Genomic DNA, 14,605 nt, shown 5'->3' with positions numbered 1-14,605 from the left:
GGGTCAGGTGACCGGCCAGCCGGCCAGCGCGGCTACGATCCCGAGCGCCCAGGCTCCCAGCAGGGCGCTCACTACGCCCCGCTTCAGCCCCAGCAGCCAGACGGCCGCTGCGGCCAGTACACCGAACTGCCAGCCGTGCTGCAGCGCGAGAGCAAGAGGGATCGAAGATCCGGCGATGGCGCCGATCACCGCCGGCCCGACACCAGTAAAGAAACCCTGCACCGCCGCACTGCTGCGCAGCCGACCGAACCGGGACCCTCCGACCAGCAGGAACGACGGCGCGAAGGCCACCGCGGCGGCCAGCAGCCCGCCACCGAACCCGGCGGCGCGAGCCGGCGGCCATCGTCAACAGGGCTCCCTTGTCCGCGGTCTGTTCGCCAGAGCCGACGAGCTTGGTCCAGGGAAAAGGCAGCACCGAGGCATGCCAGGCCAAGGGGCCGCCCGTTCACGGCCCGTACCGGACGGCGAAGGCGGTCAAGGGGGCAGCGGAGAGATTGCGCACCGGCTCCGTGCAGTGCACACCACCCGGGCCAGTGCGCACGCAAGTGCGTACTGGACAGCCGCGCAATGCGCGGACCGAGCCGCCTCGACAGCCGTGGTGAGTTCGGAGCGACCCGTGGCGAGTGCGCTCACCGGACAACTCACCACTCCAGGTCACCAGCAAAGCTCTCCGGGTTTGCGAGAGCGAGCATCCGGGCCCAACCGAGAGGGCCGTGCACCGGACGAACGGGTTCATCGCGTCTACGACCGGCCTCGAAGTCATCTACGTCGTCTGGAGTGGCGGCCCCACGCGCTGGCTGGGCCGACCCACCGCATCCCGGACCCAACTCGGGACAGTCCGCGGCATAGATGAAACTCGCTTCGGATCGCTGAGGGGAGCTAGATCTGCGAAGTCGACTATTCGCCTGCGTGCGGTTCGCGAGCGATGCCGGACGGCAGCTTCGTACTGTCGTCCAGCACGGCCTGGCGCAGCTGCTGCGCGGTGTACTTTCGGACCGTTGACAAGTCAGCCTCGCTCAGCTGCACGCCGTTGAAGCGGGTTGCGTCCACACTGGCACCGCGCAGGTCGGCCCCCCTGAGTTTCGCATCGTCCAGGGAGGCCCGATCCAGCCATGCTCCGTTGAGTCGGATCTCCTGCAGCCAGGCCTCCTCCAAGTGGGCCTCTGTCAGGTCCGCTCGCTCGACGTTGGCGGCCGCCAGGCGCACTCGGTCGAGCCGGGCTCCCTTCAGATCCGCGCCCCGCAAGTAGGTCAGCCGCAGATCAATACGGAAGGGCTCCTCCAGCACAGGACGTCGGCCCAGGACCGTGAGGGCTGCCTGTACATACTCCGTCGGCCGGGGCAGAGGGTTGTCCGGCTGCGCGGCACCGTCGGGCAACAGCGTGTGCTCTCGGATGAACGCGGCCAGGACCTCGACGACGGTCAGATGGTCTTTCGGGGAGTCACGCATGATCCGTTCCAGCGAGTAGATGCCGCCCAGACGCTCCACCGTCCGGTCGGAGGCCAGCAGCTTGATGGCCTCCACATACCGGTCGGTGACCTGGCTTTCCCGCAACAACTCGGCCTGCTCACGGTCCCGTTCACGCGTGTGCCGTAGCGTGCGGTCCGTGTAGTACAGGCCGCCGACCGCAAGGGCTCCAGCGCCAAGGGCGACCAGAGCGGTCCGAACCCCTGTGATCACCACACCGTCCGCAGGCTGTAGATTCTTAGTGCGCAGGTGCCCTCCGTCCAGCCACCACGGTCCCCGCCACAGCAACAGGGAATAGCCGACGAAGAGCACAGCGGAGAGTGCCAGCATCCCAGCGCGCTTCCTACCCGGCCTCACAAGCTGGAACATGTCCCACGGCGTCCCGGAATACACGCGTCAGCTCAAAGGCCGACAGTCTGGCTGAACCGTGTCACGTGCAGCTTGCCGTGGTGACGATGACACGGGCGCGGCAGGTTGAGTCTCAATCCAGGACAGGCCTCCCATGTCGAGCACGGGGCTTGACCCCTAATCTTGGACACGGCTTATGCGGCTGGGACCAGGGTAGTTGACGGTGTGTTGAGTGCCGTCTCGTAATGGATCGGGCTGCGGTGTCCGAGCGCGGTGTGGCGGCGCCCTGTGTTGTAGCGGTGCAGCCAGCGGAACAGGTCGAGGCGGGCCTCGCGCTCGTCGCCCCAGGCTCTGCGGCCCTGGAGCGTCTCCCGCTTGCAGGTCGGCCCGGCGTTTGCGGTCGGGCTGCCGGAGTCCATGGCCGGCCTCCGGCAACCCGACCGCATCGTGGCCCGATGGGTCAGGACCCGTGGGGAGCGCCGTCCACGCCCCGGGTCACGCCGGACCAGTCGTCCAGTTCGCGCATGCGTGCGGCGAGAGCGTCGCGTATGCCGTCCTGCGCCGCGCGTCCCAGGGCGAGGCGCAGGGGCGGCTGCTTTGCGTCGACGGCGGTGATGACTGCCGCGGCGACTCGAGCGGGATCGAGGAACGCTTCGGGGGACAGTTCACCGAGCGAGCTGTGGACGGCGCGCACGGTCCGGTCGTAGTCGGGGGTGGGTTCGGCGAAGACCAGGTGGGACAGGAAACCGGTTCCCATGTAGCCCGGCTCGATCAGGGTGAGCTTGATACCCAGGGGGGCGAGCTCGGCAGCCAGGGCGTCGGAGAGTCCTTCGAGCGCGTACTTGCCGGCGGCGAGCAGGCCGACGCCCGGGTGTGCCGACTGCCCGTAGAGCGAGGATCCCTGGAGGATGTGGCCCGATCGCTGCCCTCGCAGGACGGGCAGCGTCGCGCGCAGCACGTTCAGCGGGCCGAAGACGTTGGTGTCGAAGATGGCCCTGGCCTGTGCGTCGGTCGCCTCCTCGACGGCGCCGAACAGTCCGTATCCCGCGATATTGGCGACCAGGTCGATGCGGCCGAAGGTGGTGAGGGTCTGCTCGACGGCACGGCGGGCCGCACTTTCGTCTCGGACGTCGAGTTCGAGCGCGATGGCCTGGCCGGGGTAACGGTCGACGAGGTCGGCGACCGACTCCGTCCGGCGGGCAGTGGCCGCGACGCGGTCGCCGCGGTCGAGGGCGGTGATCGCCAGTGCGCGGCCGAGGCCTTGAGAGGAGCCGGTGATGAACCAGGTGCGGGCAGTGTTCGAGGTGTCACTGTCATTCGTCATGGTTATGACCATAAGCATTTAGCTCATAACTAGCAAGGTCAGGGGCACGCAAATGTCTATGCCTCTCAGCGGTGACGCCTCTCCGCTCTCGGGTACTGTGGGCTTCATGGCCATGGATGCAAACCGGACGACACTCAGCCCTTCGGCGGCGGCTGAAGTCGTACTCGCCTTCGTCAACACCCGTGCGATCGACGGCAGTCGTGAGGAACTCCTCGACGGTGCCGCCTTCTCGCGGTGGTTGCGGAAGGAGGACCTGATCGACTCCGCGTCGCTGGTCACCGATGCCGATGCCGCCGCCGCCCGTGAGCTGAGGGACGCTTTGGTCCTCGTCCTGCTCGCCCATGCCGGCGAGCAGGACGACCAGGGCCGAGCCGGAGCCGAGGAGTATCTGCGCCGCAGTGCGGAGCTGTATCCTCTCGCTCCTGTCATCACCGCCTCCGGAGTACACCTCGCGCCCACCCAGAACGGAGTACCGGGCGCGCTCGCAAAGATGCTCGCCGCGGCATCCGAAGCAGCCCTGCGCGGCTCCTGGATGCGACTCAAGGCATGCCGAAACCCGCCGTGCCACCTCGGGTTCTACGACCGCACGCGCAACTCCTCCGCGGCCTACTGCAGCCCGAATCGATGCGGAGCCCAGGTCGCCATGCGCACCTACCGCAGCCGCAAGGCGAAAGAAGAAGGTCGGTAGCCGGGCACATCGGGCGCTCCGCGCTCCTGTAGCCCCGGCCCGTGCCGGTAGCTGGGGTGGCGGTTCGACGCTTGCCGCCTACGAGGATGGGAAGGCCCAGCAGGTCTTCGCAGAGCTCCAGCAGGCACTTGGCGCCTGCCGCTCGTATGAGGGCACAGGCTGGGTGGGGAAGTTCAAGGCCACGCTGACGATGGAACGGGCCCCGGGGGCGGGGGACGAAGCCGTGCGATTCCGGGAGACCATCCCCATGGGCCCTGAGTACCCCGGGGACCGCAACGAGCAGTTCACCGTAGTGCGGGCCGGGAACACCGTCGTGACGTTCCGGAAGCTGAATATCGGCGGCAGCGCGTCCTTCCCCGCCGATCTGGTCAACCGGCAGGTCGAGCGGTTGCAGAACGCGCAACGCTCCTGATGCGGTGGTGCGAGGAGTGGTTCAGTTGGTGGTCCAGTCGCGGAGCTGGCGGGCTATCCGGGCCACGCCGAGGGCCCCTGCGGCCGCGTCGCGCACGAGCGCGACGGCGGCCTTGGGCGGGTAGTCGAGCCGATGGCTGTTTCAGGGCGAGGTAGGCCTCGGCCGAGCGCCAGGCGAACGCCTCGTTCGAATGCTCGAGGCAGGGCAGCTTCGCCAGAGTCTGCAGCAGGACGCCGGCCTTGAAGTGAACGGAGCCGTAGACATCGCGCTCCATGGCGCCGGCAAGGAAGTCGCGCGCCGCCTGTTCGAGGTCCCGCCTTGCCGACCGGCCCCACTCCGTGCGCCGCCATCGTGAATCCGCAGCCGGGGTTGGGGCCCGACTGCCACACGAAGTCGTGAACGCCCCGGCTGCCCGGGCGTTCGGTCACTGTGAACCTCGCACCGTCCACGACGAGATCCACGATCATCGCGCTCCCTCGTCCCCCATGCCACTACGACGCGTCCGCCGTCGGGACGCCGTGCCTCCCAGGTGGCCGGACGGCCGGGAACGGCCCGGGCCACGGGTTGCGACCGCTCCGCGTGCGCGCGAACGCGCCGCCCGGTAGCGTCGAAAACGCGCGTTCCGCCCAAACCGCTGGGGCCTGGGCCGGCAGGGCCGCCGCCGATGTCGGCAGAGGAACGAGATCACATGCCACAGCACAGCATCCACGCGATGACTGCCGCGGCCGCTCTGGTCTGCCTGGCAGCAATCGGCCCCACACCTAGCAGCGCCGCGTCACCACCCGCCCAGTCCGCGGGGCCCAGCGCGGCAGCCCCGTCCCGGTTCGTGCCCGGCCCCTGTCCGAAGCCGCCCAAGCCCATCGCCGCGCTGAGCGGCGCACGGTGCGGCTTCCTCGAGGTCCCCGAGAACCGCTCCCGCTCCGGCGGCCGGACCATCAACCTGGCCGTGGCGATCATTCCGGCTGTCACCCCGGCGAAGCCCGCACAGGACCCTGTGGTGTTCATGGCGGGCGGCCCCGGTGCCGACGCGATCGACGACATCCCGTTCCTCATCGACTCCGGCCTGAACAAGGACCGCGAGCTGATCATCATGGCCCAGCGCGGAAACCTCTACTCACAGCCGAACCTCGCCTGCCCGGAGGTCGACCGGTTCAACGCGCAGGCCGTGGGCCTGCGCTATGACGCAGAGCCGACGGAACAGCTCCTGCTGAAGGCGGTGAAGGAGTGCCGGAACCGCTTGACGGCCGACGGCATCGACCTGAGCGCCTACAACACAACTGAGAACGCCGCCGACTTCGCCGACCTGCGCAAGGCGCTGGGCATCCCCCGGTGGAACGTCTACGCGTACTCCTACGGCACCGACCTGGCCCTCACGTACCTGCGCAGGCACTCCGGGGGAATCCGCGCGGTGGCGCTCGACTCGCTCGCACCTCCCCAGACCGCGACCCTGCCGTGGACATGGAGCAGCGCCCAGGAGGGGATCCGCAACATCTTCGAGGCGTGCGCGGCGGAGCCCCGCTGCAACGACCGGTACCCGGACCTCCCTCGTACGCTGACGGAGCAGGTGCGCAGGCTGGAGGCACAGCCCCTGACGCTGAACGTCCCGGCGCCGAGCGGAGGAAAGCCGGTCAAGGTCGTCCTCGACGGGGGCGCGCTGCTGAACCTGGTGGTCGGCAACGCCGTCCCGGCCAAGGACGTCCCGGCGGCGCTCGAGGAACTCAGCCACGGACGCCCGGGGCGCTTCGCGCAGGCCCGCGCGGCCGGCTCGGTCCAGAACGTCGGCGCGTTCGCGCACGGCCTGACGGAGTCGGTGGCGTGCAGCGAGTGGGCGCCGGGGTACTCGGAATCCGACGTGCTGAACGCAGGGCGCCGGGCGTTCCCGGGGTGGCCGGACACGGTCCTGGCCCAGCCGCCGCAGCTTCCCTTCCAGTACGCGGCGTGCCGGGTCTGGAACGTTCCGGACCGCGCGTCCATCCAGCGGGTGGCCACGGCCAGCGCGGTGCCGGCGCTCGTAGTCTCCGGCACGTTCGACGTGAAGACCGGGGCGAGTTGGGCGCAGGACGTGGCCCGTAACCTGTCCCGCTCGACCGCCGTGCAGGTCCCAGGAATCGGCCACTGGGTGGTCCCGCAGTCGCCTTGCGCGCAACGCGTGCTGGCCTCGTTCCTCGCTCGCCCGACCGCGCCCGACACCGGTTGCGTGGACGGCCTCGAGCCCCAACCGTTCACGATCATCCCGAAATGACCGGGAGGGCAGATGACACGTCACCGAGCGCCCAGTCGTCGCCGCACCGTACGACGACTCCAGGCCACGTCGGCCGGCATGGCGACCGGTCTCCTCGTCACCGGGCTGCTCGCAGCGCCCGCTCAGGCGCAGTCCCGCACCGACACCGGCACCGGAGCGCCGATCGGCACGGCCGCCCGGACAGTGGGCGCAGCCAGCTTCGAACCGGGCCCCTGCCCGAAAACGCCGGAACCGATCGAGGCGCTCCAAGGGGCCCGCTGCGGAACGCTCACCGTGCCCGAAAACCGCGCCAAACCAAGCAGTCGAACGATCAAACTCGGTGTCGCGATCGTGCCCGCCGCGGCCGACACACCGAAACCCGACCCCATCGTGTGGCTCGCGGGCGGACCCGGAGACGACTCGGTGGGGGAGGCGAAGATGGCGATCGACGGCGGCCTGAACCGCGACCGTGACGTGATCTTCATGTCCCAGCGCGGTACGTACTCGGCCGACCCGGCGCTCCTCTGCCCCAACATCGACCAGTTCAACGCACGCGCGGTCGGCCTCGTCTACGGCGCTCCGTCCACCGAGCGCCTGCACGTCGAGGCCACGAAGGCCTGCCGCGACCAGCTGGCGGGCCGTGGGGTCGACCTCAGTGCCTACAACGACACCGAGAGCGCCGCCGACTACGCGGACCTGCGCACCGCGCTGGGTATCGAGCAGTGGAACATGTTCGGCATCTCCTACGGCACCCACCTGGCGCTGGTCTACACGCGCCTGCACCCCGAGGGGCTCCGCTCGGTGGGCATCGACGGCATACTGCCGCCGTCCAGTGCCGGGTCGGCCCTGACCTGGAGCAGCGCCCGGCAGGGCTTCGACGGCCTGTTCAAGGCCTGCGCGGAGCAGCCGGCGTGCAATCGGCGCTATCCGAACCTGTCGGCCACCTTCGACCGGCTCGTCCGTGACCTCGAAGCCCATCCGGTCACGACCACCGTCACGCTCCCCGGCAACCCGAAGCCGGTGAAGGTCGTGCTGGACGGCGGAGCCCTGGTGAACTGGATGACCTCCGCCACCCACGTGGCGCCCCAGGTACCCCGCGCCCTCGACGAGCTGGCGCACGGCAAGCCGCAGCGGATCGCCCAGCAGTGGGCGGGCGGCAAGCTCAACCCCCAGGCCATGGGAAGGGTTTCGCACGGTCTCGCCTACGGCATCTTCTGCAGCGAGTGGACGCCGTACGAGAGCCAGGAACAGGCGCTCCAGGGCGGACAGGAAGCGTTCCCGTCGTTCCCCCGCTCGGTGCTGGCCCAGGCTCCGCAGCTCACCTTCCTCCGTCCGGACTGCGACGTCTGGAAGGTCCCCGCGGCGCCGCGCACGATCCGGGACGTCACGCGCGGCGACATCCCCACCCTCGCCCTGTCGGGCGGGTTCGACTCCCAGACCGGGGCGGAAAACGGGCCGTACGTCGCCCGCACGCTGAGCCGGGCCAAGGTCGTCACGGTCCCCTACGAGCCGCATGTGGTGTTCGCCTCGTCGGAGTGCGCCCAGGAGATCACCGTCTCGTTCTTCGACACCCCGGCCGCGCCGAAGACCGGATGCCTGAACAGCCTCGAGCCGCCTGAGTTCGAGATCGGGCCCTGAAACCACTCGCGGTCCGCTTCGAGGCCACCGTCCTGGTCGCCGCGATCGGTGAATGGCTGTGACGTGCGGGAGGTGTCACCCACCCCTGCCGTGCTGACCGCGAACAGGTTGAGCAAGGCAAGCGTGAGGCCGCCGATGGGGATGTCTCACACCGGAACAGGAATCTCGACGTGACAAGCGACATCGCCGCTTACCTACTCATAGCCGACACCTTGATCTGGTTCGGGCTCTTCCCTCTGCGGCTCCAGAACGGGAAGCTCGCCGGTCCCGATCCCGCCCTGCGGCGCGCGCTCGTCGCCGCCTCCCTCGGCGCCTGGAAACCGGCCGCGGAGCTCCTCGCCCAGGCGGGACAGGACTGGGAACGGCGTGCCCTCTACACCGAGCATCTGCCCTCCCTCACCGGGTTGATGAGGGGCCGCTGGCTGCGAGCCTGGGAGCTGGCCGCGGGTGGCGGCCGGTGCGAGGCCGAGCGCGACTGGCCTGAGCTGCTTGCCGTCCTGGGCGCCTCGATTCCGACAGCCATAGCCGGCACAGCCCTCTTTTACTTAGCGCAGAGAAGAACCGCGCGATCACTCACAGGGTGTTCGGTTCACCGTAGTTCCCTGGAGATCCGCTCGATGCGTTCAAGGAGTTTCACGTTGAGGGCCGCACGAAGCTCCCTGATTCGATCTATCTGCCCTGAGAAGTCAGGCATGTCGGGCCGACTGCCAGAGCCCTCAACTATCCGCTCCCGGAGTTTCCACGAAAGATCCTGCAACTCATCGAAGATCTGCGCGGACAGACTCTCGACTTCTCGATTCACCTGCACCAACGAAGCCAGCTGATAACCCACAAATGCCGTTCTGTTACCAGTCTTCGTGTTGTCATCGTCAAAACGGTTGAGGTCGACGTCAACCCCGGCTCGCAGATTTTGGTGAGCACGGAGTAGTACCTCGAACCATGCCCGACCCGTGCTACGCAGATGGGTGAGCTTGCTGATCTCCGCATGACCGAGGCTCTCACTATGGGCCCGCTCCTCTTCCCGTGACTGGTGGCGTCGCTGACGCGCCGGTACGTAGATGGCGGCTGCTGCTCCGATCACAGCGCCGCCCAGGCCACTGGCAAGGGAGACGATGGCTGAGGAATCTGTCACGCACTACCCTTACCCCGTCAAGCACCTGAAGACCACGGCCACCGGCACCGACTGAGCACACCGAACTTGGCGGGACATCCCCTCGTGGTGCAGAGAAGGTCGAGCGCGTAGGCGCCGGTACCGTGCTTGCCAGTGATCCCGTAGGTGCTGGTGGTGGTGTGCACGGTGTCGGTTCCGAGGCCATAGAACTCTGCCTTGCCGGCGACCTTGGCGAGTATCGGCAGGTTCGGATGTTCGACTGTGCGGAATAGCGTCCGTGAACTCGCCGCGGGGTGGCTGTGCGACGCCGGGGCGGTGCCTGGTTCCGGCATCAATGCACTCCTCTCATCAGCGCTTACGGCAGTTCGTCGCAGACGCCAGCCATGAGTTGCGCACTCCGCTGTCGTCAATTCAGGGCTACGCGGAGATGGCCAGGCGCTTCAGCAGCGAGCAGGAGCAAGAGATGCAGCATGCCCTGAGCCGCATTCAGTCCGAGGGGCACCCTGTGCGACGCGTACCGTCGCGGCGAGCACGAAGGCCCACTCGCGCCGGTGCGCGTCGACGACCGCCTGTCCTGCGTCCGTCGCAGCCGTCATCGGGCGAGGGCTGGATGCCGCCCGCGGACGGGCCGCACCTCGACACCACCGCGGCCCCACTGGACGGCAGGGTTACGACGGGCCAGCTCCAGGCGGCGTCCAGGTCGGGAGCTTCGATGATGCAGAAGCCGGCGATGACTTCCTTGGAGTCAATGAAGGGGCCGTCGGTGACCACGTCGCCGCGCTGCGAGGTGGCGGTGTCGGTGGACTGCAGCGCGTACGCTGTGATCATGGCGCCGGAGTCGATGAGGTCGTCAGCGTGCCGCTTGTTCGCCGCCTGCTGCTCGGGGGTGTAGTCGTCGGCCGCGGAATGTTGCCGCGCTCGAATCGTCCGTCGAAACTGGTCGTGATCTCGGCGTCTGCGGGATGTGGGGGCAGCCTTCGCGCGGCGCCGGCCGCCGGTCCCGCGGCCGAAAGTCGCTCTGGTTCGCCCCTCGGCCAAATGATCAAATCGAGCCCATGCCTTCCCTTTCGTACCTGGACCTGCACCGTGACGTCTCATCGGATGTCGACGCCGAGATCGAAGCCGCTCTCGAACACCTCGGCCCGCCGTCGAGCACTCTCAGGAAAGCGGTTGCGGAACTCGTACGGAACCGTAAATTCAAGCACCCCCTGTCCGTGCTACCGCTGCTCGTGCACGCCGTCGAGACGGGCACGATGGCCCCGGCCGTTCCGCTGTCCGCCGTGCACGTGCTGTGGTGGACGTCGGCGTGCTACCTGGACGACCTCGCCGATGGGGACGGTGCGGCCGCTGTGGCCGGTAACCTCAGTGAGCACGAGGCGCTACTCGCGGCCGTCGTCGGTGGCAATGCGCTTCCCCTGCACGTCCTTCGGTCGCTGCGGATTCCCGCACCGGTGCGAGATGCTCTGGTGGCCGAGGTCGCGGCCTGCTGGACGGGCGCTGTGGAAGGGCAGCTCCGGGACATGCGCGCGGACGTGGACGCCGCCTCGCGGGAGTCGGTCGTTGCGACGTACCGCGGCAAGTCGGGTGCGCCCTTCGGCATGATCACGGCCATGGCGGCGAAGTTGGCGGGGGTCGAACGCCGGCAAAGCGAGCTGTGGCGCGAATTCGGCCACGTCTACGGAGTCCTGTGGCAGATCTTCAACGACCAGGACGACATACTGACCGGGCGTCATGAAGACCTGCGGAACGGCACGGTGACCTATCTGCTCGCGTGCGCCCTTGAGGAGTTGCCCCGGTCGAGGGAGCGCCTCCTTGGACTGCACGCAGCATCGAGGACCTCCGCCCGGGCGAGAAAGGACCTCACGAAGCTCCTTCTGGCACCTGTCGTACTTCACCGCTACCACGAGGACATCACGGCATTCCGCGACGAGGCGTACCGCATTCTGGGCGGGCTTGGCGGTGACGGTGCCTCTTCGACGGTGCTGCGGCAGCTCGTGGACCTGTCGGCCCAGATGCTCCTGCGGGAGGATCGGGCGCAAGAAGCCGGCAGTGCCAGACGTCCGGCGACTACCTCGCCGGCCTAGGGACGGCCCGCGAGGGCACGGCGGTACACCAGAACCGGCGTATGACAAGTTCTGACAATGCGGCCGCAAACGAGCCGGGGGTAGTGGCCGGCGAAGCCGCTCCACTACGGGACGGAGCCAAGTGCAAGCTGCGGGCCGTTCGCGGCGACACCTCAGAGACGCTTGCGTAAACCGCACTCAGCTCCGGGCACTACGCGCCACCGCCGCAGCACCGCTCAAAGCTCCGTCGGCCAGCGCACGGCTGACCGCACTGGCCCTCGCAGCGCACCGGACCCCCGACCACGCACGCACCGGCATCGAAGCCGACCGGCTCAGCCGCGCATGCGGCACCACACCCGCAGACCTGGGCCCACTGCTCAATCAGCTCGTCACGGCCGGGACGATCAGAGCCTGGGCCTGCGACCCGCACACCGAAGAGCTCCAATGGGCATTCCCGCGCCCCGGACAACGCCGCCCACCAGCAACCTCCCTGCCAGGGTGGGCGAGTGACTGATCGTCGCACGGCGCTGCACCCGTCCGTGACCAGGCGCCGTCAGAGCTCGGGGGCAAGAAGCGTGAGTCGCAGGAACGCAGCAGCGGCCAGCACGGCCGGGAGGATGAACCACCATGCGCGCAGCCACCTGGCCTTCACGAACAGGGCGGTAAGGAGCGATGTCGCAACGCACAGGGCCAAGGCGAGGCCCGCGGCGAACCCTGAGTGGGAGACGGTCTCTCTGTCCCAGGGTCCTGCGGGCTCGGCCGCGTAGGCAAGGAACGCGACGTAGACGGTGATCAGGTGTCCCAGGGCGAGGAACACGGCACACACCACGGTGCCGGCACGACTGGGTGCGTTCGGGCGCGGGGCCTGACGCGGCTGAGTCGAAGAGCTCGTGCCGCTCACCTCAGGGCCTCCTTGGCCTGGTCCGCTCGGGTGTCGAAGCCTCGACCGTACGCCTGGGCGTCGTCACTGGCGTAGTAGGGGCCGCCGTTGTAGCGGGCGGCGAGTTCCTGCATCTGCGCGCGGGTCACCTGCTCGGGCGGCACGTCGGCGAACCCGCTCTCGGCCTTGAGCTGGGCCAGGTACTCGGAGGCAATGAAGATGTTCTTCGCGGGGTCCCTCACCGCATCCACGATGACACTACGCTGCATGTCGGTGAGGTTGTGCGGATCGTAGCCGAGTACCTCGGCGGCCCGGCGGACCTGGATCGCCATGGGACCCATCGAGGTCCTCGCTGCCCGGAAGGATCTTGCGTCCTTCGTAGGCCAGATCATCCAGGACCCCGGGGTCGCCCGGGACTTCCTGCCAGGCGATACCTGCGACCATCTCGGGCAGGAGGCCCGAGTCCGCTGCCGCGGCCTTGATGAGTTCCTTGTTGCCGGAAATGTATTCGCGGCGCCCTTCGTCGGAGTTCGACCGCAGCCAGTATGGGCGCGCGGGCACATCACATGCTCCCGAGCGGTCCTGACGGGGTCTCATCAGAGTGTCCAGCGCCGCCTCGATGGCTGCACGACGGGCGAGTGCCGAGACCTTGAACCGTTTCCCGGACGATCCCGTGGTGGGTGCCGACGGAGGCCGTACGGCCCTGGCAGTCCGAGACATGGAGGCGTCGTGAGTGTCCTGAAGGATAGAGCGGACCGGGTGGACCGGCCGGGAACGGCCTGCTTCGTCCCCTGGCTGATGACCCTGGTTGCCCTGACCCCGTTGGCCCTCACCGCCGTCTGGCTGGGCGGCAGCCTGGGTGTCGCGCTGGCCGGCTACGGGTGGAACCCTCCGCCATTCTCCCTGGACTCCCTGACCGCCCTGGTCGGCGGCAGGACAGAAGCACTGTGGCCGGGGGCCCCGACGGGTGCGGTCGTGGCGGGCACATCAGCTCTGGCCGGTGTCCTGTTCGCGGCTGCCGCCCTGTGCTTCTTCGCCGTGGACGGGGCGCTGGCGGCCATGGCCACTCGCAGGTCCGCGGACACCGGTTCCGCTCACGTGGAGGAGAACACCCAGGCCCCGATGCCCTCCCGTGGCTCCGACGCCCGGACCACAGCCCCTCTCGCCTCCTGAGCGACGCACGTGTCCACTCCCCCGCGCCCCGACACCGCCGCGACGCCGACACGGATCGGTGCCATCGACGTACTGCGCGGCTTCGCCCTGCTCGGCATCCTGCTGGTCAACGCGCAGCTCATGGCGGGCCCTTATGCCGGTCTCGGCGGCGGCTCGGGCGCCTCGGCCGTCGACCAAGGTGCCGCCTGGGTGGTGACCGCGCTGGTCGCCACCAAGTTCTACCTCCTCTTCTCGTTCCTCTTCGGGTACAGCTTCACCCTCCAGCAGCGTTCGGCGGAACGCGCGGCAGCCGCCTTCGCACCGCGCCACCTGCGGCGCTCGGCCGTACTGTTCTTCCTCGGTCTCGCCCACGCCGTACTGCTGTACCCGGGCGACATCCTGATGCCGTACGCGGTCCTCGGACTCGTGCTGTACGCGTTCCGCACGGCGCACCCCAGGACCGTGCTGCGGGTAGCGGCCGGCCTCCTCGGCGCAGTCGCCGTCCTACTCCTCGCCTACGGCCTGCTTTTCATCTCCACGACCGAGCCGGTCCGGCCCGAGGACCTCGCCGCCGTCGCATCCGACACCGTGGCAACGTACCGAGGCGGTCCCCGTTCGGTGATCACGGCGAATGTGCGGCTGCTGCCCCACGCGCTCGCCGGGAATCTGCTCGCCGCCGCCGAACTGCTGGCGGCCTTCCTCACCGGCCTCGCCGCAGGCAGGTGGCGGGCGCTGGCCGACCCGGACCGCCACCGCGCGCGGATGAAGCGGATCATCCGCCGCGGGCTGCCCATCGGGCTGGTCGGCGGGGTGTTCATGGCGGTGTGCTCCTACGGTCCGCTGGACAACCGCTGGTTCTACATCGGCAGGGCGGCCGGCGTCCTCACCGCGCCCGCCCTCACCGCCGCATACGCCTGCGGTCTGCTGCTGCTCGTACGAACCCGCGCGGGCCGCCGGATCGGCGACGCGCTCGCGCCCGCCGGACGGATGTCGCTCACCAACTACCTCACGCAGTCCCTCGTGCTGGCGCTGGTCTTCACGGGCTACGGCCTCGGTCTGTACGACCGCGTCGGCACCGCGGTCGTATTGGCAGGCTGTCTCGTCCTGTACGCCGCCCAACTGGCCCTCAGCGTCCTGCTGCTGCGCCACACCCGATACGGACCCGTGGAGTTCCTGCTGCGCGGTGCCACTCGGGGCCGCCTCCCACGGACACATGGGGCGACGGCGGACGACAGCCGACGCGCCGAAGACGCGCCGGCCGCCCCACGACCGGGCGGAGTCCCCCGCGGGTCGTAGGCAGG

General features: G+C 68.9%; 15 protein-coding genes and 3 pseudogenes. 8 read left to right on the top strand and 10 right to left on the bottom strand.

Going from position 1 to position 14,605, the window contains the following annotated elements; translation table 11 throughout:
* Positions 1–3: 3 nt before the first annotated feature.
* The 4 genes and pseudogenes from ACH492_RS28305 to ACH492_RS28290 form a co-directional block, all read right to left on the bottom strand.
* Positions 4–315, bottom strand: a pseudogene (locus ACH492_RS28305) (chromate transporter); the annotation flags it as partial.
* A 582-nt stretch (positions 316–897) separates the two neighbouring features.
* Positions 898–1,797, bottom strand: coding sequence for a pentapeptide repeat-containing protein (locus ACH492_RS28300; protein WP_398990489.1), 900 nt, complete (start codon positions 1,795–1,797; stop codon positions 898–900).
* A gap of 212 nt (positions 1,798–2,009) precedes the next feature.
* Positions 2,010–2,234, bottom strand: a complete 225-nt coding sequence (locus tag ACH492_RS28295) for an integrase core domain-containing protein (protein WP_398990488.1) — start codon at positions 2,232–2,234, stop codon at positions 2,010–2,012.
* Between the two features lie 41 nt (positions 2,235–2,275).
* Entirely contained in the window at positions 2,276–3,139 is an 864-nt protein-coding gene (locus tag ACH492_RS28290; RefSeq protein ID WP_398990487.1) for an SDR family NAD(P)-dependent oxidoreductase, read from the bottom strand.
* 106 nt (positions 3,140–3,245) lie between these two features.
* On the opposite strand from ACH492_RS28290, the gene ACH492_RS28285 reads away from it, so the two are divergent.
* Entirely contained in the window at positions 3,246–3,827 is a 582-nt protein-coding gene (locus tag ACH492_RS28285; protein WP_398990486.1) for a CGNR zinc finger domain-containing protein, read from the top strand.
* A 163-nt stretch (positions 3,828–3,990) separates the two neighbouring features.
* The gene (locus tag ACH492_RS28280; RefSeq protein ID WP_398990485.1) at positions 3,991–4,239 is read left to right on the top strand and encodes a hypothetical protein; all 249 of its coding nucleotides are present in this window, start codon (positions 3,991–3,993) and stop codon (positions 4,237–4,239) included.
* Positions 4,240–4,260: 21 nt separating this feature from the next.
* Here ACH492_RS28280 and ACH492_RS28275 read toward each other — a convergent pair.
* A pseudogene (locus tag ACH492_RS28275) lies at positions 4,261–4,522 on the bottom strand (fic family toxin-antitoxin system, toxin component); the annotation flags it as partial.
* A gap of 405 nt (positions 4,523–4,927) precedes the next feature.
* On the opposite strand from ACH492_RS28275, the gene ACH492_RS28270 reads away from it, so the two are divergent.
* Together ACH492_RS28270 and ACH492_RS28265 are read left to right on the top strand one after the other, a co-directional pair.
* Positions 4,928–6,481 carry an alpha/beta fold hydrolase gene (locus tag ACH492_RS28270; protein ID WP_398990484.1) on the top strand — a complete coding sequence of 518 codons (1,554 nt, stop codon included), beginning with the start codon at positions 4,928–4,930 and terminating at the stop codon, positions 6,479–6,481.
* A gap of 12 nt (positions 6,482–6,493) precedes the next feature.
* Positions 6,494–8,098, top strand: a complete 1,605-nt coding sequence (locus ACH492_RS28265; protein WP_398990483.1) for an alpha/beta fold hydrolase — start codon at positions 6,494–6,496, stop codon at positions 8,096–8,098.
* 194 nt (positions 8,099–8,292) lie between these two features.
* Here the strand turns inward: ACH492_RS28265 and ACH492_RS28260 are convergent, their stop codons facing one another.
* Positions 8,293–8,484 (bottom strand): hypothetical protein, encoded by a 192-nt coding sequence (locus ACH492_RS28260; RefSeq protein ID WP_398990482.1) that lies wholly within the window; start codon positions 8,482–8,484, stop codon positions 8,293–8,295.
* 203 nt (positions 8,485–8,687) lie between these two features.
* Complete coding sequence (locus ACH492_RS28255; RefSeq protein ID WP_398990481.1) at positions 8,688–9,230, bottom strand: hypothetical protein; 543 nt, start codon at positions 9,228–9,230, stop codon at positions 8,688–8,690.
* A 313-nt stretch (positions 9,231–9,543) separates the two neighbouring features.
* Here ACH492_RS28255 and ACH492_RS28250 point away from each other — a divergent pair.
* A pseudogene (locus ACH492_RS28250) lies at positions 9,544–9,648 on the top strand (histidine kinase dimerization/phospho-acceptor domain-containing protein); the annotation flags it as partial.
* A 47-nt stretch (positions 9,649–9,695) separates the two neighbouring features.
* On the opposite strand, the gene ACH492_RS28245 reads toward ACH492_RS28250, so the two are convergent.
* Positions 9,696–10,037, bottom strand: a complete 342-nt coding sequence (locus ACH492_RS28245; protein ID WP_398990480.1) for a YciI family protein — start codon at positions 10,035–10,037, stop codon at positions 9,696–9,698.
* A 227-nt stretch (positions 10,038–10,264) separates the two neighbouring features.
* On the opposite strand from ACH492_RS28245, the gene ACH492_RS28240 reads away from it, so the two are divergent.
* Positions 10,265–11,293 (top strand): polyprenyl synthetase family protein, encoded by a 1,029-nt coding sequence (locus tag ACH492_RS28240; protein ID WP_398990479.1) that lies wholly within the window; start codon positions 10,265–10,267, stop codon positions 11,291–11,293.
* 532 nt (positions 11,294–11,825) lie between these two features.
* On the opposite strand, the gene ACH492_RS28235 is transcribed toward ACH492_RS28240, so the two are convergent.
* Both ACH492_RS28235 and ACH492_RS28230 read right to left on the bottom strand, forming a co-directional pair.
* The gene (locus tag ACH492_RS28235; RefSeq protein ID WP_398990478.1) at positions 11,826–12,089 is read right to left on the bottom strand and encodes a hypothetical protein; all 264 of its coding nucleotides are present in this window, start codon (positions 12,087–12,089) and stop codon (positions 11,826–11,828) included.
* Between the two features lie 80 nt (positions 12,090–12,169).
* A complete protein-coding gene (locus tag ACH492_RS28230) occupies positions 12,170–12,484 on the bottom strand; it encodes a hypothetical protein (protein WP_398990477.1) in 315 nt (104 codons plus the stop codon).
* Between the two features lie 397 nt (positions 12,485–12,881).
* Between ACH492_RS28230 and ACH492_RS28225 the strand changes: the two genes are divergently transcribed.
* Positions 12,882–13,325, top strand: coding sequence for a hypothetical protein (locus tag ACH492_RS28225; protein ID WP_398990476.1), 444 nt, complete (start codon positions 12,882–12,884; stop codon positions 13,323–13,325).
* A gap of 9 nt (positions 13,326–13,334) precedes the next feature.
* On the top strand, positions 13,335–14,600 hold the full coding sequence (locus ACH492_RS28220) for a DUF418 domain-containing protein (protein WP_398990475.1): 1,266 nt from the start codon (positions 13,335–13,337) through the stop codon (positions 14,598–14,600).
* Positions 14,601–14,605 lie beyond the last annotated feature (5 nt).

This window comes from Streptomyces sp. NPDC019443 (assembly GCF_044389785.1).
GTDB lineage: Bacteria > Actinomycetota > Actinomycetes > Streptomycetales > Streptomycetaceae > Streptomyces.
The sequence above is the reverse complement of the archived record's forward strand: the minus strand, read 5'-3'. Positions and strand labels throughout refer to the sequence as shown.

Coding starts and splice junctions, on each gene's coding strand:
- ACH492_RS28260 (WP_398990482.1), bottom strand. CDS start 8,484: ATGCTCGGTGTAGAGGGCACGCCGTTCCCAGTCCTGTCCCGCCTGGGC.
- ACH492_RS28240 (WP_398990479.1), top strand. CDS start 10,265: ATGCCTTCCCTTTCGTACCTGGACCTGCACCGTGACGTCTCATCGGAT.
- ACH492_RS28270 (WP_398990484.1), top strand. CDS start 4,928: ATGCCACAGCACAGCATCCACGCGATGACTGCCGCGGCCGCTCTGGTC.
- ACH492_RS28265 (WP_398990483.1), top strand. CDS start 6,494: ATGACACGTCACCGAGCGCCCAGTCGTCGCCGCACCGTACGACGACTC.
- ACH492_RS28230 (WP_398990477.1), bottom strand. CDS start 12,484: ATGGCGATCCAGGTCCGCCGGGCCGCCGAGGTACTCGGCTACGATCCG.
- ACH492_RS28285 (WP_398990486.1), top strand. CDS start 3,246: ATGGCCATGGATGCAAACCGGACGACACTCAGCCCTTCGGCGGCGGCT.
- ACH492_RS28300 (WP_398990489.1), bottom strand. CDS start 1,797: ATGCTGGCACTCTCCGCTGTGCTCTTCGTCGGCTATTCCCTGTTGCTG.
- ACH492_RS28290 (WP_398990487.1), bottom strand. CDS start 3,139: ATGACGAATGACAGTGACACCTCGAACACTGCCCGCACCTGGTTCATC.
- ACH492_RS28295 (WP_398990488.1), bottom strand. CDS start 2,234: ATGGACTCCGGCAGCCCGACCGCAAACGCCGGGCCGACCTGCAAGCGG.
- ACH492_RS28245 (WP_398990480.1), bottom strand. CDS start 10,037: ATGATCACAGCGTACGCGCTGCAGTCCACCGACACCGCCACCTCGCAG.